Source organism: Bifidobacterium longum subsp. longum JCM 1217 (assembly GCF_000196555.1).
GTDB classification, from domain to species: domain Bacteria; phylum Actinomycetota; class Actinomycetes; order Actinomycetales; family Bifidobacteriaceae; genus Bifidobacterium; species Bifidobacterium longum.
Genome location: NC_015067.1, coordinates 1,158,923 through 1,183,661 on the forward strand (window position 1 = coordinate 1,158,923; position 24,739 = coordinate 1,183,661).

Consider the following 24,739-nt stretch of genomic DNA (forward strand, 5'->3'; position numbering starts at 1 on the left):
GGACGGACGCGACACCGTTGTAGATGACTTTGTTTTAGCTTGTCGCTAGAGCGAAGTCATCTGCATGGCCTCGTTGCCGAGACCAGCTCCAAGCCTCACGCGGCTCTCGCCGCCGCTTGGTTCGCGTTTCACAGGGGTCGGCATTGTCCGACTGCTGCCGGTCTGTCTTACGTCCCCTCCACGCGCGTTTAACGTCTCCGGGGCACTCCCGGCGACTTGGATGTTGATGGCCGCGTTCAGATCGCGGTCGATGACAAGCCCGCACTCCTCGCAATGGTAGACGCGCTCGGACAGGGACAGTTTGGCTTTCACCGTCCCGCAGCTCGAGCATGTCTTGCTGCTTGGATACCAGCGGTCGATGACGTGGAGCCTCGCGCCGGCGCGTGCGGTCTTGTAGGTCAGTAGACGTCGGAACTCCGCGAACGCGGCGTCCTGAATCGATTGGGCGAGCCCGTGGTTCTTGACCATGCCCGCCACGTTCAAGTCCTCGATGCCGATGTCCGCGTAGGCATGGGCGAGCATGGTGGTGGTCTTGTCCAGTAGGTCGCGGCGTAGGTCCGCCACGCGGGCGTGCAGACGCGCGACTCTCGTTCTCGCCTTGCGGCGGCGGTTGGAGCCTTTCCGTTTGCGGCTCAGATTCTTCTGTTCCCGCCTCAATCGTCTGAGGTTCGAGTCCAACGCGCGTGGATTGCGGATGATGGTGCCGTCTGACAGTGTGGCGAGCTGTTTCACACCCAAATCGATGCCGACACTACCACCTTTCAGCGGCGTGGGCATCGGACCATCCTTGCGCTCGACGGTCAAACTCGCCATCCAGCGTCCCGCATGCCGGGATACGCTCATGCGCAGTATCTTCGCGCCATCCACCCGCTTGGATACGTTCTCCATGCAATGCACGCGGCCTATCTTCGGGAGCCGCAGCGCATAAGGGTCATAGTCAATGAGACCAAACGAACCCGTCGTGTACGCGAAGCGGGGTGTCGCCCTGTCCTTGGACTTGAATCGGGGGAAGCCGACCCTGCGCCCCTTCCTCAATCCCTTGCGAGACTTCGACCAGTTCGACAGCGCGTCCGCCAAAGACTTAAGACCAGCGTTGTACGCCTCCTTACTGTTCTTCCGCCACCACGTTTCGCCCGTCACGGCGTTGACGGCGAGCGTGCCCTTGGCCTGATTCCACCACCCGCGCAGCGCGTAGTATGACCATTCCGGCTTCTCCTGCCGTTCAAGCATGTCCTTGACGTGCGCCAGTCCCGCGTTGTACGCGAATCGCGCCGCACCAGCATGGGACTCCAAGAGTCGTTCCTGCCGTGGCGTCGGGTCGAGCGCCACCTTGACCGCCTCAAGCATCGCGTGCCGCCCTCAACGCCGCGTCCGTCTTGTGCTTGGCGGCACGCCTTCCGTACAGTCTCGCGCAGAACGAGGTCAGCACCTCGGTCATATCGCGCACCAAATCGTCATCCAGTCCCGTGTCATCCACCACGATGATTCGGCGTCCCTGCGCCTTCAACGCGCTCTCCACCAAGCCCGCGTTCATACGGGCGAGCCTGTCGCGATGCTCCACGATCAGCCCTTTTTTTGTCCGGTCCTGGCCGTCAGGGGCGCGTGTCGTGCGCGGCGAGCATCCTGTCGGCGAGGCTGTCCCCGGCGTCGCCGAGGGCCTGCGCCCAGCGTCGCCCCAACGGCTCCCCGTCGGCCGGCCCGGGCGTGTCCGGTCCCGGTTCCGTATCGTGATCCGTCTCGATGACGGGTCCGGGGTCGTCCGGTCCGGGCGTGATTCCGGGCGTGGGCTCCGGCGTCGGAGCCGCCGAAGGCCCGGCCGGGTCCGGCGACGCGGCCTCGGCCATGGCCTGCCGGTCGAACGTGCGGCCCGCGGCGAGCACGATCATGTGCGTGGTCGCGAGCAGGGCGACCGGCGGCACGGTCATGATGACCGGCGGCACCCAGTCGGGCAGCAGCATCCCGTTGACCCGCACCGGATGCGCGTGCAGCGCGTTGCCGGCCAGGCTGATCACGCTGAACAGGACGAGCATGAGCCACGGGTACAGGGTGCCCATGCGCCGCGTCTTGAACGCCCACGCCGCCCACGTGAACGCGAGCGTCGACCCGTCGATGATGATCGGGAACATCCACGCCAGCGACGCGTTGATCCCGCACGCGAGCCCGACGGCGCGCAACGCGTCGAAGCTGATGATGAACGCGAGCAGGGCGAGCACGACCGCGACCGTCACGCCCGGCCACATGCGCGCCTCGCGCCCCCCGTTCACATGGCCTCCGTGAGTTCCGCCGCCACCCGGTTCAGCAGTCTCGCATGTTTGAGGTCATGGGCCTTCACGCACGTGTCGTACAGGCCGAGCGCCAGGGTGGCCGCATGCGACGGGTCCGCCGCCCGGGCGACGCGGGCCGGCTCCACGCCCGCCTCTTTGAACAGGTTCAGGGCATGACGCGCCCTCGCCCGGCGTCGATCGTACTCGTTGTCCTCAAGCCAGGCCTCAATGACGCCGGCCAGGCGGCGCATGTCCTCGATCGTCTCGTCCATGGGTGGTCCCCTTTCTCGATGGTCAACCGTCCGGCCTTGTATGCGTCCCCCGGCCCCGCGCATAGCCCGGCATGCATGAAACGTCTCCTGCCCTTCCTGCTCGCCGCCGGCCCGCCGGCGCTCGTCCTGCTGCTCGCGCTCGCCATGGTGGTCGTGGGCGCGCCCGCGGGCATGACCGCCACCACCATGGCCACCATGGCGGACATGGCCGACTGTACGGACGACACGGACACGACGGCCGCGGCGGCGACGGGGACGACGGTCACGCCCAACGACGTGGCCGTGTCCCTCGCCAGGGCGTTCGCCAAGGCCGGGTATTCGAGGGCGAGCACGGCGGGCGTGCTCGGCGTCATCCAGTTCGAATCGGGCATGAACCCCGCGCAGGAGCAGATCGGCGAACCCGATCCCATGCTGCGCGGCTACGGGCTGAACCAGTGGACGCCGCGAAGCAAGATCCGCGACTGGATGGACGCGAACCACGTGTCGGGCGAGGATTCCGACGCGGACGTGCAGATCCGCATGCTCGTCGCCACCGCGCAGACCGATTTCAACAACCATTTCCTCGCCGCCGTCAGGGCCGAGGGGCACGAGCCCACCGACAACGACCTGCACACGTGGTGGCTGAAGGCCGACAATCCCGAGGATGCGGCCGTCGCCTGGATGGCCGGCTACGGGCGCCCCTACTGGGCGGACCGGCATGAGAAGGAACGCGAGCAGTACGCGCGCTCCTACTACGATTCGAAGGAGCTCGCCGACATCGACTTCCCGGCCGAATCGAAGCCGGACGGGAAGAAGGACGCCGCCTTCCCGTCGGACACGTCGGACACGGACGCGTCATGCGACGCGGATGCGGACGATTCGTCCGACGGGGACGCGAAATACGGGGATGTGGGCGGCGCTCCCACGAACACGCATGACTTCGGCTGGATGTGCGCCACGAAGCTGAAGATCTGCCATGCCGGGGACATGGGCGCCCCTCCCCTCGACTGGCAGGCCGTGGGCGACTACCAGTGCTACTGGTATTGGCTGGCCCGCTCCTGGCTGGTGCATGACGGGGACGTCATCAACCCGCACACGGCGAACGGCGGGCAACTGTCCGACTGGGCGGCGGGCACGAAGGGGTGGACGCGTTCCGACGAGCCCAGGCCGGGCGCGGGCGTCTGCTTCTGGGGCGGCGGCAACAACCACGTCGCGTTCGTGGAGAAGGTGGACAAGGATCCGTCCGGCTGGAAGATCATGATCAGCGAGGGCAACTTCAACGACGGGGGCGCGGGCCTGTGGACCAGCTACAACGCGCGCTGGCTGACGAAAGGCGAATACGCGGCCGCCTCCGGCAACGGGTTCTTCTGGAAGGACAGCTGGAAGCTCTAGCAGTAGCCCGGGTTCTGGCAGGACTGGCCGTCGCCGACCCGCACGGGGATGCTCCCCCACAGGCTCATGTCCACGTTTTCGTCGGCCATGAACCGGGTTTCGGGCGGGATGACGGTCAGCCCGTCGCCGGTCAGCGCCCCCCAGTCGGGTTCGCCCCTCACGGGGATGCCGACCCTTCCCCGGCCGTTCATCCGGTCGCCGATGCCCGTGTCCCATACGCCGAGCCACGGGTCGATCCACCAGGGGTCGGCCTGCCGGTGGCGGATCCCCGTGATCCGCCCGTCCCGGACCGTGAGCCTGTCGTCCACCGGATAGTCGATCCAGGTGGGCGTGATCCCCCACCAGTCGTCCACGTGCAACGTGTTCGGGTTCTGGTTGCCGGCCAGGTACATGAAGCGGACGGTGCCGGTCACGCGTACGCCCGTCCCGTCCGCGGCCGCGTGGGGGCCGTCCGTCCACCGGCTCCCGTACCCCCAGGCGATGCGGGCGAGCCATGCGGCCGCGTCGAGCCCGTCCGCGCACCAGGCGCGTTCGCCCGTGTCGCCGACCTGGTCGAGCCGCCGGTAGGCGCGGCATGCGGGGTTGGCGGCGTGCGGGCCCGCGTCCGCCTGGCGGGCGGGCAGGTTCTCGCCCGTGGCCGGATCGTCCGCGGGCGGCGTGCCGTGCAGTGAGGCGAGCACGCTTCCCGCGTCCTTTCGCGCGAGCGTGTCGGCGCGGATGGTGCTGTCGGCGCCCCATTCGCGCAGGCGTCTCTCGAACGTCGCGGCGTGTTCGACGGTCTTCGCGTCGGGCGCGGCCGTCACGGCCTGCGGTTTCGTCCCGGTCTTCCCCGTGTCGGTCTCCTGCCGCGCGCATCCGGCGGCCAGTATGACGCCGGCGAGCGTGGCGACGGCTATGAGGGTGCGCGATCGTGGTCTCATGCGCGCAGGCTATGCGCGCATAGGCGTCGCACATGCCGTTCAATCCTTTCGCCGCCGGTCCCGCCGAACCCGTCGCGGAGCCGTCGCCGGCGGAGCCGGCCGATGGGGGCGCGACGCGGGAATCCGACGTCGACGACGGCTGGTGGGATTTCGGGAGCGGACCGGATGCGGCGGACGCGACGCCGGACCCCGATCCGGCGGACGCCGCGGCGGACGACGGCCGGCGGGATGCGGACGGGAGGGGCGGGCGATCCGAAGACGCGCCCGATCCCATGCCGGACGACGGGGCGGACGACGACTGGTGGGGCATGGCCTCCGATGCGGGAGGGGACGACGCGCCCCCGGCCCGGACGGCGCGGGACCCCGCCGGACCCGCCGCCCATGCGGGCGACGACACGGATGCGGACGACGACTGGTGGGGCATGGCCGGCGGGGAGGCCATGCCGGGCCCGCCGGCCGGGATCCCGGCGCGCACGGGGACGGACGAGACCCCCGGCATGGACGCGGACGACGACTGGTGGGGCATGGCCGGCGGGGACGGGCCGCGATCCGACGACGCCGATCCGACGCCGCGGCTCGTCAGCGTGCCCGGCACCAGCGTGCGCATCCCCGCGGACTTCGACTGGGGCACCGACACCCCCGCGGCCGGGCCGGCCGACGGCGTGCGGGAGCCCGCCCCGGCCCCCGCACGCCGGCCCGGCCCGTCGCGCCGCATCCTCATCGCCGCCACGGCCGCCATCCTCGCCCTCGCCCTCCTGGCGGGCGGCGTCGTCGCGGCGCGCACGCTCATCGCCTCCGACCGGCAGCGGAAGGCCCACGACGAGGCGTGCGCGACGCTCACCGCGCAGGCCGGAACATGGGACGGGCTCGCACGGCAGGCGAAGACGCTCGGCGTGAAACCCGGCGACGGGCCCGACACGTCCTGCAAGGCGGACACGGACACGCTCAGGGCCCGGGCCCGCACGCTCAAGGCCCGAGCCCGCACCCTCGCCAGGGCGAACCGGAACGCGCTGGACGCCGCATGGGAAAACCTGTCCGGCCGGATCGCGGCAAGCCGCAAGAACCATCCGAAGGCCGGCGGGCAGACGCTCGCCGCGCTCGAAACGCTCGCCGAGACCGCGCCCGAGGACGCGGACGGCCTGGCCGCGAAGGAACGCGAATTCGAACGGCTCGACAAGCAGGCCGGACGGGAGCAGCAGCAGGCCGAACAGGAGGAGAAGGCGGAGGCCGAGGCGCGACAGGAGGCCGAACGGGAGGCCGAGGCGCGACGGGAGGCCGAGGCGCAGGACACGCCCCAGACCGCCGCCCCCACGCCGGCGCCCATGCCGCAGACCACCCCCACGCCGGCCCCGCAGCCCACGCCGACACCCACACCCACACCGGCGCCCGGCAACGCGGACGCCAGCATGTGACGCATACCCGACCCCATGAACGACGCATACGAACGACTCACCATCGGCCAGGCGCAGACCCTGGCCCGCATCATCGACGGCCTGCGCGACCACGGGTTCGACCCCGACGGGCAGGGCATCCACACGCCCAACCTGCACGTCGAACCCGGGGACGGGACACGCGTCAACTGGTGGCTCGACGGCGACACGGCGTTCGCCAACGGCAGCATGGACGCGCAGGGGCACGGCGTATGGTGGACGCGCCGCGCCTACGCGCCCACCCTGCGACGCTCCTAATCCAGGGAACCGTCGACGCGCACCACCACCGGGATCGCGCTCGCCGCATCCCCCACCTGCAGGTAGGCGACCGACCCGCGCAGCAGCCCGCCCGTCTCCGGATCCCTCAACGGGTACAGGCTCTCCCAGTCCGGGGCCCGGGAATCCGGATCCACATACCTGTCATGCATCATGCGCGCATGCATGCGCCCGTCCAACGGCTGGTTCGCGAGCCGGCAGGCGGCCTGCGCCTGGCTGTCGCGGCCCGAACCCTCGTTGCGGGCCCCCACGGCCAGCACGTACACCTTGCCGACGAAATCCTCGATCCCCGCGTCCACGAACTCGTCGGCCTTCTGGGAGAGCATCATCACCATGTAATGCTGGTCGCGGGCCAGACGGCCCATACGGTCGACGACGCTCCGGCCGAACCGGTCCTGCAGCAGGCTCCACGCCTCGTCGATGACGACGGCCCCGTTGCGGCCGATCACCAGGCAGGAGGCGCCCAGCGCGGCCATGCGGCACACCCAGCGCTGCACGTCGGTGGGCGCGCCCTGGATCTCCTTGTCGGTGATCACGTTCAACGAGCCCGCGCTGATCAGGGTCATGCCCTGGCTCAGGGACAGGCGGCGCCCGCCCGGCTCCGTCCCGTAGATGAGCGGCATCAACGGGTCGTTCTTGACGGCACGGTCCAACACGGGCCGGATCCTTTCGACGAGCGGGTCGATGTCCTTCGCCTCCCGCCCCCTATGGGAATACTCCTCCCAGGCGAGGCGCACGCATTCGCCCAGACAGTCGGCGCCGTGGCGCAAACCGTAGCCGACGATGCTGGACACGCCCATCTCCCAGGCGCGGTCCGGGTTCGCGCCGCCCGTGATCTGGCTGAGCATCGCGACCGACGTCTGCACGATCGTGTCCGTCATATGCCTGGGGATGCAGCGCAGCGGGTCGAGGATGCCGCGCGCCTCCGGCCGGTCGAGCTTGACGACCACGCCGCCGCGTTTCCTCACGAACGGTTCGAAGTCGGATGATTTCGGTTTCGGATCCCAGAAGACGACGGGGATCTGCACGCCGGGATGCTCGGGGTCGGGCAGACGCCCCCATTGGGCGGCGACATGCAGGCCGAGCCGGGTGTTATGCGTGGGCACGTAGCCGCCGATCAGGTACGTGCGATCGGGGCTGGCAATGCTCAGACAACGGTGCGGGCAGTCGGCGATCGGCCGGATGCCTTTCACGTACAGCCATTTCGAGGTCTCACGCAATTCAGTGGGGAGAAGCGCGCGTTTGCGCGGCAGGGAGAACACGGGCAGGCTTGTGGTGAACGTGAGGCGCAGACGGTCGCGGGTCTCGTGGCGTTCCCCGTCCGCCGTGTATCCGGCCTTCGTGCGGGTGGCCTCGTGCACGACGACGCCCAGGGAGCGCAGAAGACGGGTCAGCCCGTCGACGATCGGCTTGTGGTCGATGGACTGGGTGAACTCGACGCTCCCGTTCCGGTCGATGGCGCCGTCCTGGTCGAGCAGGCCTCGCACGAGTTCGAGCCTCTGTTCGACATCGGCATGGAAATAGGGTTCGGGGATGTGCTTGTCGCCGTAAAGCCCGTTCGCCCGGAGCTGTCGGACAAGGCGTTTCGCGTAGGTCTTCTGCGGGTCGCACGCACTCCGGGTGACCTCGTATCCGGCGGTTCGCAGACGGTTCTCCAGATGGTCGAGGTCGCCGTTCGACGGGTCGGAAGCGAAGCCGCCGCCGGTCTTCGACCCGTCAGCCAGCCATGCGCCGAGCGTCCACGGGTCGATGGGCAGGTCCGTGCGGACGCCCTGGACGGGGGCCGTGGCGCGGATCGCCCAGTTCGCCTGCCCGCCGTCGGCGAGCAGCCCCTCGTCGAGCATCTCGCGGGTGGTGACGGTCTGTTCGCCGTGTCCGGACCCGGGTTCGTCCCGGTACCGCCAGCCGATGCGGTCGGCGAGGCGGGCGAGGGCGAGCGGCGCGGGCCATGCGACGCGCATGCGACGGGCCGTTCCCGCAGGCTCCGCCCGCGGCCCGTCGTAGGATCTCAGGGCGGACTCGAACGCGCCTTTCGATACGCCGAGGTCCCCGAACCGTTCCAGGAGCCAAGCCGTGTCGATCGGTTCGGCGGGAGGGTCGGCGATGAGCCCGTCGAGCCTGGCGAGCCGCAGCGCCCTGGCTTCGACCCCGAAACCGTTGCCGACGGTGTGCTCCCACCTGTCGCGGATGTGCCCGAGCAGCGGGGCGGGCTCGTAGAAGCGTCCCCCGGGCCTGTTGCGCGCCCTGCCGGGCTGCATGCGGGAGGGCACGTCGGCGAAGCGGAGCGCGTTCCTCACCCACGTCTCCCCGCCCTTGCCCGCGAACGGCGCGACGAGGGGCCGGACCTCGCGCCAGATGCGTTCGCAGTCCCACCATTCGTCCATGCCGTGTCCGGCGGCCATGGCGCGCAGCCGTTCCTGCGCCTTCCGGACCCGTTCGCGGCGTTCGAGGCTCTTCCGGTGTTTGCCGGTGCGGGCGAAGTTGCGGTCGCGCCATGTCCACGCGCACCATTGATGGTCGCCGCTGGCTTTGATCCTCTGCCCGTCGGACAGGACGATCTCGTACATGTCGTCGTCACCGATGGGGCTCATGCCGAGAATCGGGTAGGTTTTCCCGTCGCGCGCATAGAGCATGTCGCCGTCCTCGAGGTCGCGCAACGGCACGAGGCCGCCCTCGGGGAACCTTTTCTGCGGGGGGACGGGGAGAGGCGTGTCGAGGGAAACCGATTTTCCGGATCCTGTGCTGCCCACGATTATGGAAATCGCTTTCCCGCTGCGTCTGGACGCGGCGAACGGCGAATCGTAGACCGGCTGCCCGTCCGCCTCCGTGACGCCCACGAACGCGCCCGGCAGGTCGGAGTCCAGGCCGCGCCCCGAATCGTCGCCCGTCATGGAACAGCCCGCGAGCCCGCTGAACGCGAGGATCGGGGCCGGCCAGTACAGGGGGGACGGATCGTATTCGATCATGTCGTCGGAACCGATCTGCATGTCCTCGAACGCGGCCTCCTGACGGTCCGGGTTCAACCCGACGTGCCCCGGATAGGGGACGCGGTTCGACTGCTCCACGATCATGGGCAGTGCGGCGTGCGCATGCGCCTGGACGAGCGTGGGCCACGGCTTGCCGTCCGCCTGGTATTCGCCGTTCGCCGCCTCCAGCTCGCGCGCCACGCCCAGGTTCGCCTTGCGGCCGCCCGCCGCCTGCTCGTACGCCTTGTCGAGCACCTTGTCCGCGTCCTTGTCCAATTGCTCGCGGGTCATCTCCCCCGGTTCGACCAGGCCCTTCACGCTGATCGCGACCGCCCCGCACCGGCTCGCGTCCAGGAGGCCGGCCGCCCAGTCGGAGCCGGGGGCGGTGTTGTTCTCGCCCTTGAAGGGGAGCACGCCGAGCGTGACCACGGTCAAAGGGTAGGAGCCGGGAATCCTCGCCGACCATTTGCGGCAGTCGTCGACCTTCTCGCGCATGCGGGCCGCGACGAACGCGGACCGGTAGTCGGGGAACGTGTGCATGTGGTCGTGCTCGACCATGACGGGCAGTCCCTCGGGCTTGCGGTCGGTGGGCCAGAACGCCATGGCGCGGCGCATCGTCGCGTCGGACGGGATGCGGCAGCCCGCGTCCTCCATGAGGGCGCGCACATCCTCCAGATCGTGTTCGAACGCGTCGTCGGGCGTCCACCCGTCCTCGTCGGCGACGCCTTTCAGGAACCCTTTCACGCCGCCCTGCCCGCCGCCCGTGTTCAGCCGGACGCCGAACAGGGTGAACCGGTCGCGCACGGCGAGCCCCTCCTGTTCGGCGGCGAGGCGCAGCCGGTTGTCCGGGTCGAGCGTGGGACTGGGTTCGAAGGGGCGGGAGCCGCTGACCGCGAGGATGTGGACCCGCCGGTACAGGCCCTTCATGGCCTTGCGTCCGGCGAATGGGACGCGCGGCGTCCGGTCGGCGAGCCCGCCGAGTATCGACAGCATGGGGCGGGCGGCCTTCAAACGCTCCTCCATGCCGGACGCGTCCGTGACGGACGGCTGGTCGGGCATCCTCATGTACAGCCATGCGGCGCCGTTGACCGTGCGCACGAACCCGCCGCCCATATGCCGGGCGAACGTGCCCGTCTCCCTGACAATGCGTTTCCTCGTCATGCGGCGCGCCTATGCGCGCGTCGCATGACGGTCAGCCGAGCGTGGCGAGGATCGCGCCCAGACCGTCCGGATCCGTCGGATCCGAGCACAGGCGCGCCAGCAGGCCGGCCGCCTCGCGCATCGCGCGCCGCGCATCCGGCGACCCCGCAGCCAGCAGCCGCAATTGGCGTGGCGTGTAGCCGCCGTGCCGTCGGCGCCGGTAGAGCACGTCCATCGCATGCGCGTCCGCGTAGGCGAGCAGCATGTCCACCTGCGCGGACGACAGGCCGTCGCCGAGGCGGGCGAGCGTGGCCGCGCCCGAACCACGTTCGAGGATCATGTCGACGCGGCGGGGCGTGAACATCTGCCTTTCGACGCTGAGGGAGAGGCGTTCCAGCAGGCCGGCCGACCCGTGCTCCGCCCAATGGTCGTACAGGGTTTCGGTCAGGCGTTCGCGGCGCGGATCGTCGTCGGGCATCCAGCCGGACAGGTAGGAGCCGACCATGTCCGGGTCGCCGTGTTCGAGCAGGAGGCGGATGTCCTTCTCCGTGAGCGTGGGACGGTCCGAACCGTCGCGTGCCGCGGCGTCCGGCGCGTACAGGCTCCAGCACGCCCGGTCGGCCAGGCCGGATTCGGCGATCCGGCGCAACAGGGCCGCGTCCGGCCGGCCGTACCGGAGCACGAGCCATGCGGCGTCCGGGCTTCCGGTTTCGAACAGGCGGACGGCGCGGTCGGCGATCCAGCCGGGGGCACGGTATTCGAGTTTCGTCAGGACCCCCGGGTCCGTCTCCTTGCCGAACACGTGCAGACGGTCGTCGGGCGTATGGTCCACCAGTTCGAGGCGCACCGTCGGATCCGGATCGTCCAGGAACGAATCCAGCCGGCCGTCCGTCAGCATGCCCATATGCTTCAACGCGTCCAGACGGATTTTCGGATCCGGGTCCGCGAGCACGAGGCCGGGTTCATGCGCGGCGAGCGCGCGGCGTATGGCCTTCGGCAGCGGTTCGCCCGCCTCCGCCATGCGTATCGCGTCACGGGCCGTGTCGCGTCCCATGCCGGTGACGGTCAGGCGGCGCGCGCGCCAGCCTCCGGCCGCATCGTCCACGGCGAAGCAGCCGGTGCGGGCGGCCGCGCGCGCCGCGTTCGCGCTCGCCGCCTCGAACGAGTTCGGCACGGTCCCGCCCCATCGTTCGCGGGTCTCCGGCTCGCCGTAGTGGGCCATCAGCAGGTTCCATTGGCTTTCCGACAGTTTCCTAAGGCTCATCGTGTTCTCCCGTCATCGCGCCCCGGCATCGTCGCCGCGACGCATGCGTCCCCCCCCCGGCGGACGTTTTTTTCAGCCCGATTCAGAACAGGCTGTCCTGCACGGGCATGGGCGGCCTGGGGCGGGCGAGCCGGCCCATGAACCCGGCGACCGCCGGATCGGCCTTCACGTCGCGTGCCGTGAGCGGCCGGTCGAGGCTCAGGCCGGCCAGGGACGTGCACCGGCTCAACGCGACGTACGCCTGCCCGGCGGCGAACAGGGGGCGCGGGCCGAGCTCGAGCCGCACCCGGTCGAACGTCCTGCCCTGGCTTTTGTGGATGGTGACCGCCCAGCCGGGCCTGAACGGCAGCTGCCGGTAGGAGCCGACCACCACGTTCTCCAGACGCCCGGGCTTGTCGGGCTCGTCGGGGTCGCGGACGATGCGCGGCGCGACGATCTCCCACGCGTGGACGCCCACGTCGGCGACCGTCCCGTCGTCCATGCGGACGGTCGCGACCGGGCCCGCCGGGTCCATATGCTCCAGGACGCCCATGGTGCCGTTCGCCCACAAACCCGTCGGATCGTTGGACAGCATCATGACGCGCATGCCGGGCTTCACGTCGAGCAGGCGCGGCGCGGGCTCCAGGGTCTGGTTCCATTCGCCGCCCGCCCGGGCGGCGAAGCGCATGGGCGGGGCGGGCAGACGGTCGAGCATCGCCTTGTTGATGGCGTCGGCCCGCCGGTTGGCGGCGCACAGGACGACGCTCCCCCCGGGCGTCCAGGGGGCTCCCGTCCGCCGGTTGATCACGGCGAGCGCGGCCGGTCCGGGCGTCCCGTCGCGCAACGCGTTCAACGCGTTGACGAACACGGGGTCGGACTGCCGGTGCACCCGGGCGAGCGCGACGCCGGCGAGCAGCCCCCGGTCGAGCAGGCGGGCGATCGCGTGGGATTGGAAGAACCAGGGGCCGTCCCATTGGCCGCCGGGCCGGAACGCGGCGCCTTCCCGGCGTTCGTCGACGACGGGCGGCAGTTGGGCGAGGTCGCCGACCAGTATGGTCCTGAGGCCGCCGAACGGGCGGTCGTCGCCGCGCGCGCCTTGGAGGAACCGGTCGAGGCAGTCCATGAGGTCGGCGCGCACCATGCTGACCTCGTCGATCACGATCGCGCCCAGTGTATTTAGTCAAGTCGGTGTTTCGTGTTTCGTCACTAATTTTTTTCGGTTTTCGGCATGAGGAGTGCCGGCCGGTGGTTTGTTTTACTGGTTGTCCGTCTTGCCGAACATGAGGGCCTGGCTGACGCGTCGGCTGGGGCCGGTGAATTCGATGAGGCGTCCGTGGTGGACGATGCGGTCGATGATCGCGGCGGCGAGTTTGTCGTCGGCGAAGATCGTCCCCCATTTGCTGAACTCGATGTTCGTGGTGAAGATGATGCTGCGCCGCTCGTAGCTGCCGGCGATGATCTGGTAGAGGAGGCGGGCCCCGTCGATGTCGAAGGGCACGTAGCCGAACTCGTCGAGGATGATCAGGTCGGCACGGGCGAGGTCTTTGAGCAGGTTGTCGAGGGCGCCGTCGCGTTTGGCCTTGCCGAGCTGGAGCACGAGCTCCGCGGTCTGCCGGAACCTCACGCTCCTGCCTTGCTCGATGGCGAGCATGCCCAGGGCGGTGGCCAGGTGGGTCTTGCCGCGTCCCGTCTTGCCGTAGAACACGAGGTCCTGCGCCTTGGCCACGAAATCGAGGCCGGTCAGCTGCTCCTTGGTGTATCCGTCGGGCAGGCGCACGTTCGCGAAGTCGTAGCCGTCGAGGCTTTTGGGCACCGGGAACCGGGCCTGGCGCATGAGCCTTGCCCGTTTGGAGGCCTCCCTGTTGGCCAGTTCCGTGGCGAGCATGCGGTCGATGGCGTCCAGTTGGCGGGGCGTGGCCCATTCGAGCGTTTCGTCGATGGTGGCCTGCGAGATGAACAGGCTCCTCGCCCGCTCGCGCAGCGGGCCGGGGTCGGTCCGTCCGTTCTTCTGGTTCACTCGTCCTCCTTGGTGTAGGCGATGTCGTATTCGCTCAGGTCCACGGGGTCGTCGTAGGCCACGGGTCCCAGGCCCGAGGCGTGGCGTGCCGCGGCCAGACATACCCCGGCCCGGTCCGTGCCTCCGGTGGATTCGAGGATCTCGAGCATGCCGGCCACGGCCGCCCGCCAGCCGCTCTCGCCGTCGGCGTGCAGCAGGGCACGCAGGCTGTCGCGCCGCGTGGCCTCGTCCTGCGCGTCGATCCATTCGCGAAGCGGGTCGGGCATCGCGTCGCGCACCCGGCTGTTGCGCCAGGCCGCCGGCCGGTCGCACAACAGCCCGAGCTGGCTCGACGGGTCGCCGCTGTCGGTCGGCTTGTCCCCGTAGGACCTCGGATGCGTGATCACGCGTTTGCCTTCGGCATCGAGGATCTCCACCTCCAGGGCCCTCAGGCCGACGATCATCTCATGGCCGGCGTGTTCGGGTCCGGCCGCGTACCGGTGGCGGCCCTGGACGGTGACGTTTCCGTATTTGTCGGCCTTCATCCTCGTCCACGTGACCACGTCGAACGGCTTGGCGGGCAGGGGCAGCAGCGCCTTGCGATCATCCTCGAACAGGCCGGCCTGGCTCTCGCCCTTCCTGTAATGGTCCTTGTCCCCCAGCTCGAGACAGCGGTCGGGAAGGCGCAGGTTGAAGTTGTCGAGGCTCCACACGCTGGGCACCGGCACGAACAGCCTTCGGCGCACGGCCCCGACCCTGGCCTCGACCGCGCCCTTCTCGTGGCCCGAGTACGGGTTGCAGAACGAGTACTCGAACCCGTAATGGGCCTGGAACGCCTGGAACAGGCGGGTCAGGCGGATCTCGTCGAACCGTCGGCGGCCCACGCCGGCGGCATTGTCGTACACGATGCGCCGGGGCACCCCGCCCAGCCATTCGAACAGGTTAAGCAAAGCCTGACACGTGCATTCCGCGTTCTCCCCGGGCATCAGCTGGCACGGCGAGATGTTCGAGTACGGGAAATCCAACACGAAATGCCGCATCCGCGTCACGACGCCCCGGTAGCGCACGTCGACCTGGCCGAAGTCCGCCTGGCATTCGCCCGGATGCCACGACAGGTCCAGGAAACCCATCTCGCGCTCCGCCATGAACTCACGCTTCAACCGGGCCACCGTCCGGGTCACCGTCGACAACGACGCCTCCACCCCGTACTCGTCACGCAACCGCTCGTGGATGCGCGTCGCCGTGTGACGTTGCTTGTGCCAGGTCTCCCGGTCCTCGGCGAGCATGCCCTCGATCACGGGAATCCACTCGTCGAGCACCGAGCCACGGCGTCTCCTTACCGGAGGCCTGGCCGACAGGTCGTCGGCCTTGAGATACTTGCGCACGGTCGGCTCGCTGACCTTCTCGCCGCGCGCGATCGAGGCGACGGACTCCCCATTCCTGCGCCTCTGACGGATAGACTGTATTTTGGGCATGCTGATCATTTGCCTTTCCGGCCCTTTCCCGAATGGATTCGAAGCACCATCAGGCTAAGGCCCACGGGTGGTCGGCATGCCTTTCTGCCTAAACCCGAAAAAACTACGTGACTAAAACCTCAACTCCCTATTGAACACATACAGCGCCCAGCATCCGGTAGAGGGGGTCGCGGGCGTTCTCGCGTCCCTTGCGGGCCGCCTCGGCCGGGGTGACGCCGGGCTTGGCGTGGATGAACCGGTGGATGGTGGTCCCGTTCACGTTGAGGGCGGCGATGCCGGTGGGCGCGAGGGTGAGCGTGTTGCGCGGCGCGATCGTGCTTCGCCAATGGTTGACGAGGGTGCTTTTGCCCGTGCCCGCCTTGCCGGTCAGGATCGAGACGCCCTGGGGTTCGGACAGCATGGCGAGCGCCTTCGCGTCGAAAGTGAGGTCTTCGGTCATGCGCCGGGGTATGCGTCAGTCGGCCTCCGGGCCGTGTATGCATTCCGGCCGGGCTGTATGCATCCGTATGCATCAGGGGATGCATACACGCCCGTTCTCCGTTTCGGCTTGTTTCCAGCGTTCCGGGGCGGCCTCCACGCGTGTATGCATTGTATGCATCATTCCCTTATAGAGGATTCGGGAAAAGGAAGGAAACCCCATATATTGATGCATACAATGCATACAAGATAAAGGAATTATATTTTTTCCTTTATTTATAAGGGTTTTCGGGCTTTTTCCGGGCTTTTTCTGTATGCATCCCCGGATGCATACAGATGCATACATGCATACATCGGGGTGAAAACAGTACACTGACGGACTGTTTTCCAGGCCCTTCCGACCCCGATACGGTGGATCCATGGCCCCGGCGGGCATGACGAGGGGCGGCCGACAGTACACAGACGGACTGTTCGCGATTGAACGCCCGGATCGCCGACCCGTATGTTCCAGAGGGAAAGGAGTCTCGCGATGGAAGACAAGGACAGGCTGGAAGGGTTCGGACAGCATGGCGAGCGCCTTCGCGTCGAAAGTGAGGTCTTCGGTCATGCGCCGGGGCATGCGTCCGATCGGCCTCCGGGCCGTGTATGCATTCCGGGGCGCGTGTATGCATCCGTATGCATCAGGGGATGCATACATGCCCGTTCTTCGTTTCGGCTTGTTTCCAGCGTTCCGGGGCGGCCTCCACGCGTGTATGCATTGTATGCATCATTCCCTTATAGGGGATTCGGGAAAAGGAAGGAAACCCCTTATATTGATGCATACAATGCATACAAGAGAAAGGAATTCTGTTCTTTCCTTTATATATAAGGGTTTTCGGGCTTTTTCCAAGCTTTTTCTGTATGCATCCCCGGATGCATACAAATGCATACATGCATACAGAACAGGCCGGGGGGACGTCACGATTGGCTGTACAGATGGACGCTGTACAGCCACACCGGGGCGTTGGTGAGGAAAATCCTCGCTAAGGACGTCGGACTGTCGGAGGTCGAGATTCGGGAGATACTCAAATGAGCGCACACGTGAAATCAGTGAAGATCGTATACCACCGTGACGAGGGCGCATGGTGGGCCGACTCCCCGGACATGCCGGGATTCTCCGCCGTCGGGGACACCTTCGACGACACGAGGAAGCTTGCCCTCGAGGGCATCCCCTTCTACTTCGATGGCAATAGGCCCGATATCGTGGACGAGCGCATGGAGAACGGGGCGAGCCTGAAGCCCACGAGACCGTAAGACGCAACCCGGACGCCGTTCCGGGGGCGCATGTCACATCAAAGCTTAGAATCCCCCGGCTTTAGCCGTGGGGAGAAGTCAAATCATCCGAAGCGAGAAAAGGCCGGTCTTGGTAGAACGTCTCGCCAACACTACCGTTGTAGCATACGGTAATTGTATTGGCTGGGTGCATATTCTCGGTATTACCGACCATTGCGGTGCAACCGTTGTTCATCGCAGAAGAACCGATAAAGCGTATATCACCCGGAATCATATTTGCTTTTGTCAGCCTTGTTCCTTTAACAACGTCAAACAGCTTCCAAATAACAAACTCCTGCCATTCGGCTATGCCCAGCGCATGCTTGCTCTCATCGGCTTGCCTCAGCCTCTCAAGGCTTGCTTCAGACTCTCAAGGCTTGCTTCAGACTCTTTCATGACTGCCGACATGTACTCGTCCATGTAAGCCCAATCAGGCTCGCCGGACGTATCAACGGGCAAACGAATCATTTCGTCTTCTATAGTCTTGGAATTTAACTGGTCAGAATACGTATATTTGGTCAGTGACTGGCGAATCACAGACGAAACAAATAGTCCCGACAGTTCTGTTAAACCTGCATTGTGCAACATCAAGATTGCAGAACCAGCACCACCACGACCCAGAAAAGGCTTGGCTTGATAAAAAGCTGAACCATCAATCGGACTTACTGTGATGCAATTTCCTGCATCCAGCACTTCATCATCTTTTGGCTTACACCACTTAGTGACACCATTGTTGAAATTTCCAGATGCAACAAAAGGAATATTTCCGTCTTCATACTTTGCTTGACTACGAGCAACTGGTCGCTTTATTTCAAACAACTTACCTATCTTGAACTCTTTCCATCCGTTCGTATCAATCTTCGCCATCGCCGTCTCCGCCTTTCCTCATGGTTACGGTCACGGACTTGTCATCGGCGCTCACTCGGCTCGAATACATCGCTGTGTCCAGCAGCTTCTCGCCGAACTCCTTTGCGTCGATGCCCTGCCGGAACATCAGGTAGTCCATCGCCGTCTTGCGGAAGTCCTCCTCGAATATCTCGAACGGCTTCTGCGGCATCTGATAGGACAGGTGCTCGGCGGGGTTCACCCACTGGCATGTATCGTCGCCGGACTGCTTCTCGACCACATCGACCCAATGAGCCTCAATGGCCGCCCACTTGCCGTAGACGTCATGGCGTCCCTTGTTCTTGACCGTCGCCAGACCATCGGACTCCATGTAACAGGCGAAAAACTCCTTGCCGTCCTGTCCGACGCCCGCCTCGAACACGAAGATGCTCGTGGTCACGCCCACGCCGAAGAACAGGTCTTCCGGCAGCTTGATGACCTTGCGCAGGCGATGGTTCTTCAGAATGCGCTTCATCTGCGCCTTCGATGCTTTCTCCAGCTTCTTGTCCGGCAGGATGAACGCGCACTGGGTATGTGCGGGAACGCTGTCCATCACGTTCTCGACGATGGTCATGCAGCCGTACTTGTTCTCGTACGGCGGGTTCATCAGCACCTTCGTGATCGGCTTGGACTGCATCCATTCGTTGGCTGCATCCGTGCGAGTATCCATCTGTTCAAGGTTCGTCTTGCCGTCCTTGTGAATCAGCATGTTCGCGCACGCCAGCGCGTAAATCTCGCGGTCGAACTCGATGCCGTAGAGCTGCTTGGATTTAATCTCGCCGGCCTTCTTCGTTTCCATGCCGCCGGCCTCGCGAATCATGTTCGCCATGGCCTTCACGAGGAAGCCGCCGGAACCGCACGTGGCGTCCAGAACGCAGTCGTCCATGTTCACTTCGAGAATCTTGTATATGAAGTCCGTGATGTGCTCGGGCGTGAATATCTGCCCCGATTCGGACTTTTTCTTGTAACGGTTGAACTCGTTGAAGAAAATGCCCATCACGTCCTCGCCGCGCCATTCGTTCGAGTTGACGCACTCGGAAATCTCGACGACCCAGTCGATGAAGTCATTGATTGCCTTCTGGTTGTCGGTCGTGTTCATCTTGATGTCGGAATATTCCTCCAGCAGGATGTCAATTTTCGCATTCTGTTTGCGACTGGCTATCAATGATTTTGCAAGCGTCGAGTGAATCGCCGTATGGAACGTCTCATACCCAAGGTCTTTCAGACGCTTCAATCCCGCACCGTAACGCTCGGCAACCAACGCGCATGCCGTGAAAATCATGCGGTGGTACAGGTTCTTGATGCCGAACTCGAAATGCAGGCAGTTGTTGATACGTGCCGTCAGCTGGTAGATGCGCTCCTTGTCGATGCTATCGACGGTATAGAGCGACAGGTAATAGCCGACATGCTGCAACTTGTCGGGCGTCTTGACTTCCTCCTCGCCCTTGAACACGCGCACATCCTCGCCGTTGTACAAAACGCCGACAACCTTCTCATATTGTGTCTGCATGATGCGGACGTTCTTCAGCACCTCGTCCACCTGCGCCTTGCCCAGGGCAATGCGCGTCGCCTTCGTCTCCAACACCAGCGCTACATCCGCCTTGTTCTTCGGTAGATACCAGCCGTCCGGCTTGTCGGCAATGCCTGAAAATCCGAGCTGGTTGAACGTCGTGAGCTGGCCAACGCCGGCACAAGCCAAATCACTATCCGCAAGTCCAAGAATGTCACGTGCCAAATCGCGCACGGCATCCTCTGTCATATTCTTCGCCACTACTCATCCACCTCCTCAAGATACTCCTGCACCCACTCGTGGATGATTGCGGCAATCGTCGTCCCACGCTCCGCAGCCGTCATCTTGAGCGCCTTCTTGTCGCTCACGGTGAGCGACAGCGAGAGCGTGGTGCGCTTCTCGTCCGCCGTCGTGTCGGCGACGACGGCCTCCTCTGTCTTCTTCTGCCCGGCCTCGCGGTCGGCGGCGTATTGCTCGAACATGTTCGCCATGGCCCGACCTCCTTTAATCATTTGCACAATTGCACAATCATACATCTTGCTTTATGGGATGCGCAGACGGAACATCGCCCTGACCTCCCAGAAGTGCCGGGACCGCACCCCGCGGAACCTTCCCAAGCATCCCCGTGGGATCCGCCCCCGTGGAATGCGTGACGCATACCCGGGGGCATGAGCACACACGACAATGATGACAAGCCGGTCCGCCTCCTGTGGGTGGACACGGAGACCACGGGCCTCGACCCACGCAAGGATCCCATCCTCGAGATCGGCATGATCGCCACCGGCCCCGACCTGAAGCCGGTGGACGACGGGTTCCACACGACCGTCCACTGGGAAGGCAAACCATCCGAATTCATCCAGGGCATGCACGGGCCCAACGGACTGCTCGCCGAATGCGCGCACCCGAGCGCCCCCCACATGTTCGCCGCCGCCCTGTCCGCACGCGACTACGTGGCCCGACACCTCGGCCAGGGGGTCCGCCTCCTGCCCGCCGGCAGCACCGTCCGCTTCGACCGGGACATGATCGACAGCTGGATGCCCGGCGTGCTCGACGGCTGCTCCCACCGGTCCCTGGACATCAGCGCCGTCTGCGAGGCCGTCCGCATGTGGAACCCCGCGATCCTGCCCGACATGGAACCGTCCACCGACCACCGGGTCATGCACTGCCTGGCCGACACGCTCCGCTACGCGCGCGCATACCGGGGGCTCATATGCTCGATCGGCTGAAACACGCGCCCGCCCGCCTGTGGGCGTGGCTGAAACGCCTCCCCCGCCGGATCGGCGCATGGACCATGTCCGAGCGCGGCCGCATCGTATGGACGCGCCTGCTCGCCGCCCTCCTCCTGCTCCCCCTCACCCCGTCCCTGACCGTCGTATGGAAGATCATGTTCGAGGGCGGCACCATCGCCGACCAGACCGTCGTCATCTACATCACGATCCTCATCCTCCTGATCCGGGGCATGCGACGCGGCCTGAAACGCCATCCCCGCGACAAGGAGGACGAGCGGTGAGACGCCCGCCGCGCGGGTTCACCTCCTACGCCGCCTACGCCCTCTGGCATGCGGCCGTGTTCGCGTCCATGAACCTCCTGTACTGGCCGGCGGTCATCCCCGGACTCGCCGGAACGGTCCCGCCCGCGGCGGGCGTCCTGGTCGCGGGCATCGGGATCACGCTCGCCGCAGGCGTCGAATGCACGCAGGGATACGGTTTCGAGGAGGCACGCGAAGGCGGCTTCCATACCGGCCTCGCGGTCGCATGCCAGATGCCCGCCGTCTGCTTCCGCCTCATCCTCCTGACCATGGGAACGCCGGACGGAACCCTGTTCTGGACGCGCACGCTCGCCGTCCTGGGCGTGCTCGCATGGCAGACATGCTGCATCGTCATGGACCGGCTGTGACCACAATGGGACGCATGACCAGACTCATCGACTACGGGGCGTGGGCGTCGTCCCGCTCCGACCCGTCGAAACGCCGCACATGGCCGTTGCGCCGCGCCGGATGGCGTTTCGACCGCGCGTCCGGCGCATGGGACGGGCCGGACGGCGAACGGCTGACCGTATCCTTCCTCGGGTTCGCCATCCTCGAACGGGAGGACGCGGACTGGGAGCATCCCGGCACGGGCTACGGGACGCAATGGCATGGCGGCAGGTACGGCATGCCATATGCCCGACGCGTCGACGGCGACTGGAGGCCCCGCGTGGCCGTCATGCTCGCCCGGAACGCCGTCAAGGTCCAGGATCTGATGCTCTCCCGTCCCCTGACCGCCGTGTCCGCGGCGGACGCGCGCCGGCTCCTCGTCCGGTGCCGGCGCGCCGCCGACCTGTATCCGCCCGACGATCCGGACCTGTTCCGGCGTCTCATGGACGGATTGGAGGAGAGGACGACGCGTATCGGATCGTACGCCATGGTGGAATACCGGCGGGGGTTCGCCGGCCCGGTCCTCGCCCTGGCGGGCGGCCTGCTCACCCCGGTCGGCTCGTTCCTCCTCGGATCCGATCCGGCGGGGTTGGCGGGCATCGCCGCGCTCGCCGCCGGACTCGCCTGCTCCGGACTGTCCTCGCTGATCGACGGGACGGAACGCGCGGGCGGCGCATAGGCGTCGCGCCGACGGCATGATCCGTTCATGAAAAGCGATATGCCATGACCAATCCGAACCCAACCAATCTCAATACGCGCAACCAGCCTACGGGCAGCCGAACTATGCGCCGCCAGTTCAACCCCGTATACCCGCAGCCCACGGCATCCTATGGGAGAACCCCCTCCGACACAGGCTCCTTCGGTTTGGGCTGTTCTCGGCTTCTTCATTCCTCTGGTCGGGCTTGTTTTCTGTGGATGATCTGGAAGAACGATCGTCCTGGTGATGCGGGCATGGCAGGCAAAGGCGCACTGGTTTCAGCGATCATCAACGTCGTGCTCTTCATCCTATGGATCGTGTTCGCAGGCATCCTATTCGCCGCATCCGGCTCCTACTAAAGAGACAAACCGAAACGACAGTCCCATAAAAGACGAGGGTGGCACATCCCATATCAGGATGCGTCACCCTCCTTCAAGCGGAAACTGAAAGCGATTAGTTGCAGGGTACCTGGACGCCTGGTTTGCCACTGGTATCAACCGCCCAGCAAATATCCTCGTACCCGTCATCACCGCCGCCGCCCTGGGACGGCGGTGGCGCGGGCTGCGGCTGTGGCGTCGGCGTATAACCGCCTCCGGTCGAACCACCTGTGGACTGCTGTGGCATGTACGCGTACCCGCCCTGGGATTGCGTGTAGCCTCCGCCCGTGTATCCGGTGTAGCCTCCGGTTGTATCGCCCGTGTAGGAGCCGCTGTTATCCGTCTGCGCCTGGGCGGCATTGTCGGCCGCCTGCTTCTCCTTTTCGGCCCTGGCATTCGCGTCCGCATCCGACTTCGCCTTGATGGAGTCGTTGACCGCCTTCACCGCATCCGAGATCGCCTTCCCGTCCTTCGATTTGATGGCGTTCTCCAATGCGGCGCGAACCTTGTCGTCCTTCACCCTGCCCTTCGAATCATTCAGGATCCTGGTCGCGTCGGCAACAATCTTGTCGAGCTTCGAGGCGTTCACGGCCTCGGCCTCGGCCTTGACCTCGCCTACGGTCTTCGCGTACACGTCCGCGGTCTTGTCGAGCCACGCGGTCACGGCCTTGATGTCCTTCAACCCATCCGCCGGGCATCCGGGGATATCGGTTTTCGTCTTCGAGGCCGTCTTCACCGTCGAAGCCAACGTCCCGACCGTTTTCGCGTCCCTGACCTCCGAATCCTTGACCCTGATCGCGGTCTGCAGGGCGTCCGACTTCAGGTATTCCGTCAGCTTCTTCCGCGCCTTCACCGCCCTGTCGTATGAGGTGGCGCATTCCTCTGAAGCCGCCGTCAACCGATCATGGTTCCAATACAGGCATCCGCCGATACCGCCCGCCGCGAGGACGACGGCGCATCCGCCCGCGATCACCGGCACCAGCCATTTCGGGCGCTTCGGTTTCGAGGCGGCGCGGGCGGCCCCCGACGGTTCCGTCGGGGGCTGGGGCACGGGATTCGATCCGCTCATGTTATGTTCCTCTTTCATGTTTCCGCTACGCGCACGATGATAAATCATCAAAACAATAAAGAGGTGTGGCATATCCCATTATGGGATATACCACACCTCTCACGCGGAAAGAGGAAAGATCAACTGCAGGGAACTTGGACGCCCGGCTTGCCACTGGTATCACCCACCCAGCAATCTTCATAATAACCGTCATCACCACCAGAGGAGCCTCCGTTGCCGCCGCCCTGGGAAGGCTGCTGTGGCTGCGGCTGTGGCGTCGGCGTATAGCCGTCTCCGTTACCGGTGGGCTGCTGTGGCATGTACGTGTAGCCGCCGCCCTGGGATTGCGTGTAGCCTCCGCCCGTGTATCCGGTGTAGCCATCGGTCGTATCGCCCGTGTAGGAGGAGCCGTTGTCCGGCGCCTGGGCGGCATTGTCGGCCGCCTGCTTCTCCTTTTCGGCCCTGGCATTCGCGTCCGCATCCGACTTCGCCTTGATGGAGTCGTTGACCGCCTTCACCGCATCCGAGATCGCCTTCCCGTCCTTCGATTTGATGGCGTTCTCCAATGCGGCGCGAACCTTGTCGTCCTTCACCCTGCCCTTCGAATCATTCAGGATCCTGGTCGCGTCGGCGACGGTCTTGTCGAGCTTCGAGGCGTTCACGGCCTCGGCCTTGCCCTTGACCTCGCCTACGGTCTTCGCATACGCGGTCGCGGTCTTGTCGAGCCACGCGGTCACGGCCTTGATGTCCTTCAACCCATCCGCCGGGCATCCGGGGATATCGGTCTTCGTCTTCGAGGCCGTCTTCACGGTCGAAGCCAACGTCCCGACCGTTTTCGCGTCCCTGACCTCCGAATCCTTGACCCTGATCGCGGTCTGCAGGGCGTCCGACTTCAGGTATTCCGTCAGCTTCTTCCGCGCCTTCACCGCCCTGTCGTATGAGGTGGCGCATTCCTCCGAAGCCGCCGTCAACCGATCATGGTTCCAATACAGGCATCCGCCGATACCGCCCGCCGCGAGGACGACGGCGCATCCGCCCGCGATCACCGGCACCAGCCATTTCGGGCGCTTCGGTTTCGAGGCGGCGCGGGCGGCCCCCGACGGTTCCGTCGGGGGCTGGGGCACGGGATTCGATCCGCTCATGTTATGTTCCTCTTTCATGTTTCCGCTACGCGCACGATGGTAGCATCATGCGTGGCTTGTTCCGGTCGGTTTCCTCACATCCCG

At 65.9% G+C, this 24,739-nt stretch carries 25 protein-coding genes and 1 pseudogene; 9 read left to right on the forward strand and 17 right to left on the reverse strand.

Annotation, left to right across the window (positions count from 1 at the left end; translation table 11 throughout):
* Positions 1-45 precede the first annotated feature (45 nt).
* The 4 genes and pseudogenes from tnpB to BLLJ_RS05070 all read right to left on the reverse strand — a co-directional run bounded on the left by tnpB (position 46) and on the right by BLLJ_RS05070 (position 2,536).
* Entirely contained in the window at positions 46-1,347 is a 1,302-nt protein-coding gene (gene tnpB / locus BLLJ_RS05055) for an IS607 family element RNA-guided endonuclease TnpB (RefSeq protein WP_013582676.1), read from the reverse strand.
* Positions 1,340-1,585, reverse strand: a pseudogene (locus BLLJ_RS05060) (IS607 family transposase); the annotation flags it as partial. The gene tnpB and the pseudogene BLLJ_RS05060, both read right to left, overlap by 8 nt.
* Positions 1,586-1,592: 7 nt before the next feature.
* Positions 1,593-2,240, reverse strand: coding sequence for a DUF2637 domain-containing protein (locus tag BLLJ_RS05065; RefSeq protein ID WP_013582678.1), 648 nt, complete (start codon positions 2,238-2,240; stop codon positions 1,593-1,595).
* Between the two features lie 20 nt (positions 2,241-2,260).
* Positions 2,261-2,536 (reverse strand): hypothetical protein, encoded by a 276-nt coding sequence (locus tag BLLJ_RS05070; RefSeq protein ID WP_013582679.1) that lies wholly within the window; start codon positions 2,534-2,536, stop codon positions 2,261-2,263.
* A 75-nt stretch (positions 2,537-2,611) separates the two neighbouring features.
* Between BLLJ_RS05070 and BLLJ_RS05075 the strand changes: the two genes are divergently transcribed.
* A complete protein-coding gene (locus BLLJ_RS05075) occupies positions 2,612-3,907 on the forward strand; it encodes a phage tail tip lysozyme (RefSeq protein WP_013582680.1) in 1,296 nt (431 codons plus the stop codon).
* On the opposite strand, the gene BLLJ_RS05080 is transcribed toward BLLJ_RS05075, so the two are convergent.
* Positions 3,904-4,827: a hypothetical protein gene (locus BLLJ_RS05080; RefSeq protein ID WP_230473315.1), complete on the reverse strand. Its 924-nt coding sequence runs from the start codon at positions 4,825-4,827 to the stop codon at positions 3,904-3,906. The two genes, BLLJ_RS05075 and BLLJ_RS05080, sit on opposite strands and share 4 nt — an antisense overlap.
* Before the next feature lie 32 nt (positions 4,828-4,859).
* On the opposite strand from BLLJ_RS05080, the gene BLLJ_RS10035 reads away from it, so the two are divergent.
* Entirely contained in the window at positions 4,860-6,239 is a 1,380-nt protein-coding gene (locus BLLJ_RS10035; protein ID WP_050579983.1) for a hypothetical protein, read from the forward strand.
* Positions 6,240-6,254: 15 nt separating this feature from the next.
* Positions 6,255-6,515, forward strand: coding sequence for a hypothetical protein (locus BLLJ_RS05090; RefSeq protein ID WP_012577586.1), 261 nt, complete (start codon positions 6,255-6,257; stop codon positions 6,513-6,515).
* Here the strand turns inward: BLLJ_RS05090 and BLLJ_RS05095 are convergent.
* The 6 genes from BLLJ_RS05095 to BLLJ_RS05120 all read right to left on the reverse strand — a co-directional run bounded on the left by BLLJ_RS05095 (position 6,512) and on the right by BLLJ_RS05120 (position 15,792).
* The gene (locus tag BLLJ_RS05095; protein ID WP_013582684.1) at positions 6,512-10,660 is read right to left on the reverse strand and encodes a hypothetical protein; all 4,149 of its coding nucleotides are present in this window, start codon (positions 10,658-10,660) and stop codon (positions 6,512-6,514) included. The genes BLLJ_RS05090 and BLLJ_RS05095 overlap by 4 nt on opposite strands.
* A 31-nt stretch (positions 10,661-10,691) precedes the next feature.
* On the reverse strand, positions 10,692-11,903 hold the full coding sequence (locus BLLJ_RS05100; RefSeq protein ID WP_126623113.1) for a hypothetical protein: 1,212 nt from the start codon (positions 11,901-11,903) through the stop codon (positions 10,692-10,694).
* Between the two features lie 82 nt (positions 11,904-11,985).
* Complete coding sequence (locus BLLJ_RS05105) at positions 11,986-13,041, reverse strand: ATP-dependent DNA helicase (protein WP_013582686.1); 1,056 nt, start codon at positions 13,039-13,041, stop codon at positions 11,986-11,988.
* A gap of 96 nt (positions 13,042-13,137) precedes the next feature.
* On the reverse strand, positions 13,138-13,899 hold the full coding sequence (gene istB, locus BLLJ_RS05110; RefSeq protein ID WP_013582291.1) for an IS21-like element helper ATPase IstB: 762 nt from the start codon (positions 13,897-13,899) through the stop codon (positions 13,138-13,140).
* Positions 13,896-15,353 carry an IS21 family transposase gene (gene istA / locus BLLJ_RS05115; protein ID WP_013582292.1) on the reverse strand — a complete coding sequence of 486 codons (1,458 nt, stop codon included), beginning with the start codon at positions 15,351-15,353 and terminating at the stop codon, positions 13,896-13,898. Before istA ends, istB begins: the two co-directional genes overlap by 4 nt.
* A gap of 127 nt (positions 15,354-15,480) precedes the next feature.
* A complete protein-coding gene (locus tag BLLJ_RS05120) occupies positions 15,481-15,792 on the reverse strand; it encodes an AAA family ATPase (protein WP_013582687.1) in 312 nt (103 codons plus the stop codon).
* 1,046 nt (positions 15,793-16,838) lie between these two features.
* Here BLLJ_RS05120 and BLLJ_RS05125 point away from each other — a divergent pair.
* The gene (locus BLLJ_RS05125; RefSeq protein ID WP_126623114.1) at positions 16,839-17,063 is read left to right on the forward strand and encodes a type II toxin-antitoxin system HicB family antitoxin; all 225 of its coding nucleotides are present in this window, start codon (positions 16,839-16,841) and stop codon (positions 17,061-17,063) included.
* A 61-nt stretch (positions 17,064-17,124) separates the two neighbouring features.
* On the opposite strand, the gene BLLJ_RS11610 is transcribed toward BLLJ_RS05125, so the two are convergent.
* From BLLJ_RS11610 to BLLJ_RS05140, 4 genes are read right to left on the reverse strand one after another with little or no spacing between them, the layout of a single operon-like run.
* Positions 17,125-17,427: a restriction endonuclease subunit S gene (locus tag BLLJ_RS11610; RefSeq protein WP_080557737.1), complete on the reverse strand. Its 303-nt coding sequence runs from the start codon at positions 17,425-17,427 to the stop codon at positions 17,125-17,127.
* Positions 17,424-17,948 (reverse strand): restriction endonuclease subunit S, encoded by a 525-nt coding sequence (locus BLLJ_RS05130; protein ID WP_032740806.1) that lies wholly within the window; start codon positions 17,946-17,948, stop codon positions 17,424-17,426. Before BLLJ_RS05130 ends, BLLJ_RS11610 begins: the two co-directional genes overlap by 4 nt.
* Positions 17,935-19,737 carry an HsdM family class I SAM-dependent methyltransferase gene (locus BLLJ_RS05135; RefSeq protein ID WP_013582690.1) on the reverse strand — a complete coding sequence of 601 codons (1,803 nt, stop codon included), beginning with the start codon at positions 19,735-19,737 and terminating at the stop codon, positions 17,935-17,937. Before BLLJ_RS05135 ends, BLLJ_RS05130 begins: the two co-directional genes overlap by 14 nt.
* On the reverse strand, positions 19,737-19,967 hold the full coding sequence (locus BLLJ_RS05140; RefSeq protein WP_013582691.1) for a hypothetical protein: 231 nt from the start codon (positions 19,965-19,967) through the stop codon (positions 19,737-19,739). Before BLLJ_RS05140 ends, BLLJ_RS05135 begins: the two co-directional genes overlap by 1 nt.
* A 177-nt stretch (positions 19,968-20,144) precedes the next feature.
* On the opposite strand from BLLJ_RS05140, the gene BLLJ_RS05145 reads away from it, so the two are divergent.
* The 5 genes from BLLJ_RS05145 to BLLJ_RS11045 all read left to right on the forward strand — a co-directional run bounded on the left by BLLJ_RS05145 (position 20,145) and on the right by BLLJ_RS11045 (position 22,447).
* On the forward strand, positions 20,145-20,702 hold the full coding sequence (locus BLLJ_RS05145; RefSeq protein ID WP_013582692.1) for an oligoribonuclease: 558 nt from the start codon (positions 20,145-20,147) through the stop codon (positions 20,700-20,702).
* Positions 20,687-20,986 (forward strand): hypothetical protein, encoded by a 300-nt coding sequence (locus tag BLLJ_RS05150; RefSeq protein ID WP_013582693.1) that lies wholly within the window; start codon positions 20,687-20,689, stop codon positions 20,984-20,986. Before BLLJ_RS05145 ends, BLLJ_RS05150 begins: the two co-directional genes overlap by 16 nt.
* Positions 20,983-21,372, forward strand: coding sequence for a hypothetical protein (locus BLLJ_RS05155; RefSeq protein ID WP_013582694.1), 390 nt, complete (start codon positions 20,983-20,985; stop codon positions 21,370-21,372). The genes BLLJ_RS05150 and BLLJ_RS05155 overlap by 4 nt, the downstream gene beginning before the upstream one ends.
* Before the next feature lie 14 nt (positions 21,373-21,386).
* A complete protein-coding gene (locus BLLJ_RS10040) occupies positions 21,387-22,070 on the forward strand; it encodes a hypothetical protein (protein WP_050496087.1) in 684 nt (227 codons plus the stop codon).
* Between the two features lie 236 nt (positions 22,071-22,306).
* Positions 22,307-22,447, forward strand: coding sequence for a hypothetical protein (locus BLLJ_RS11045; protein ID WP_013582696.1), 141 nt, complete (start codon positions 22,307-22,309; stop codon positions 22,445-22,447).
* A gap of 94 nt (positions 22,448-22,541) precedes the next feature.
* Here BLLJ_RS11045 and BLLJ_RS05165 read toward each other — a convergent pair whose 3' ends face one another.
* Together BLLJ_RS05165 and BLLJ_RS05170 are read right to left on the reverse strand one after the other, a co-directional pair.
* Positions 22,542-23,534 (reverse strand): hypothetical protein, encoded by a 993-nt coding sequence (locus BLLJ_RS05165; RefSeq protein ID WP_013582697.1) that lies wholly within the window; start codon positions 23,532-23,534, stop codon positions 22,542-22,544.
* 119 nt (positions 23,535-23,653) lie between these two features.
* Entirely contained in the window at positions 23,654-24,655 is a 1,002-nt protein-coding gene (locus BLLJ_RS05170; RefSeq protein WP_013582698.1) for a hypothetical protein, read from the reverse strand.
* Positions 24,656-24,739 lie beyond the last annotated feature (84 nt).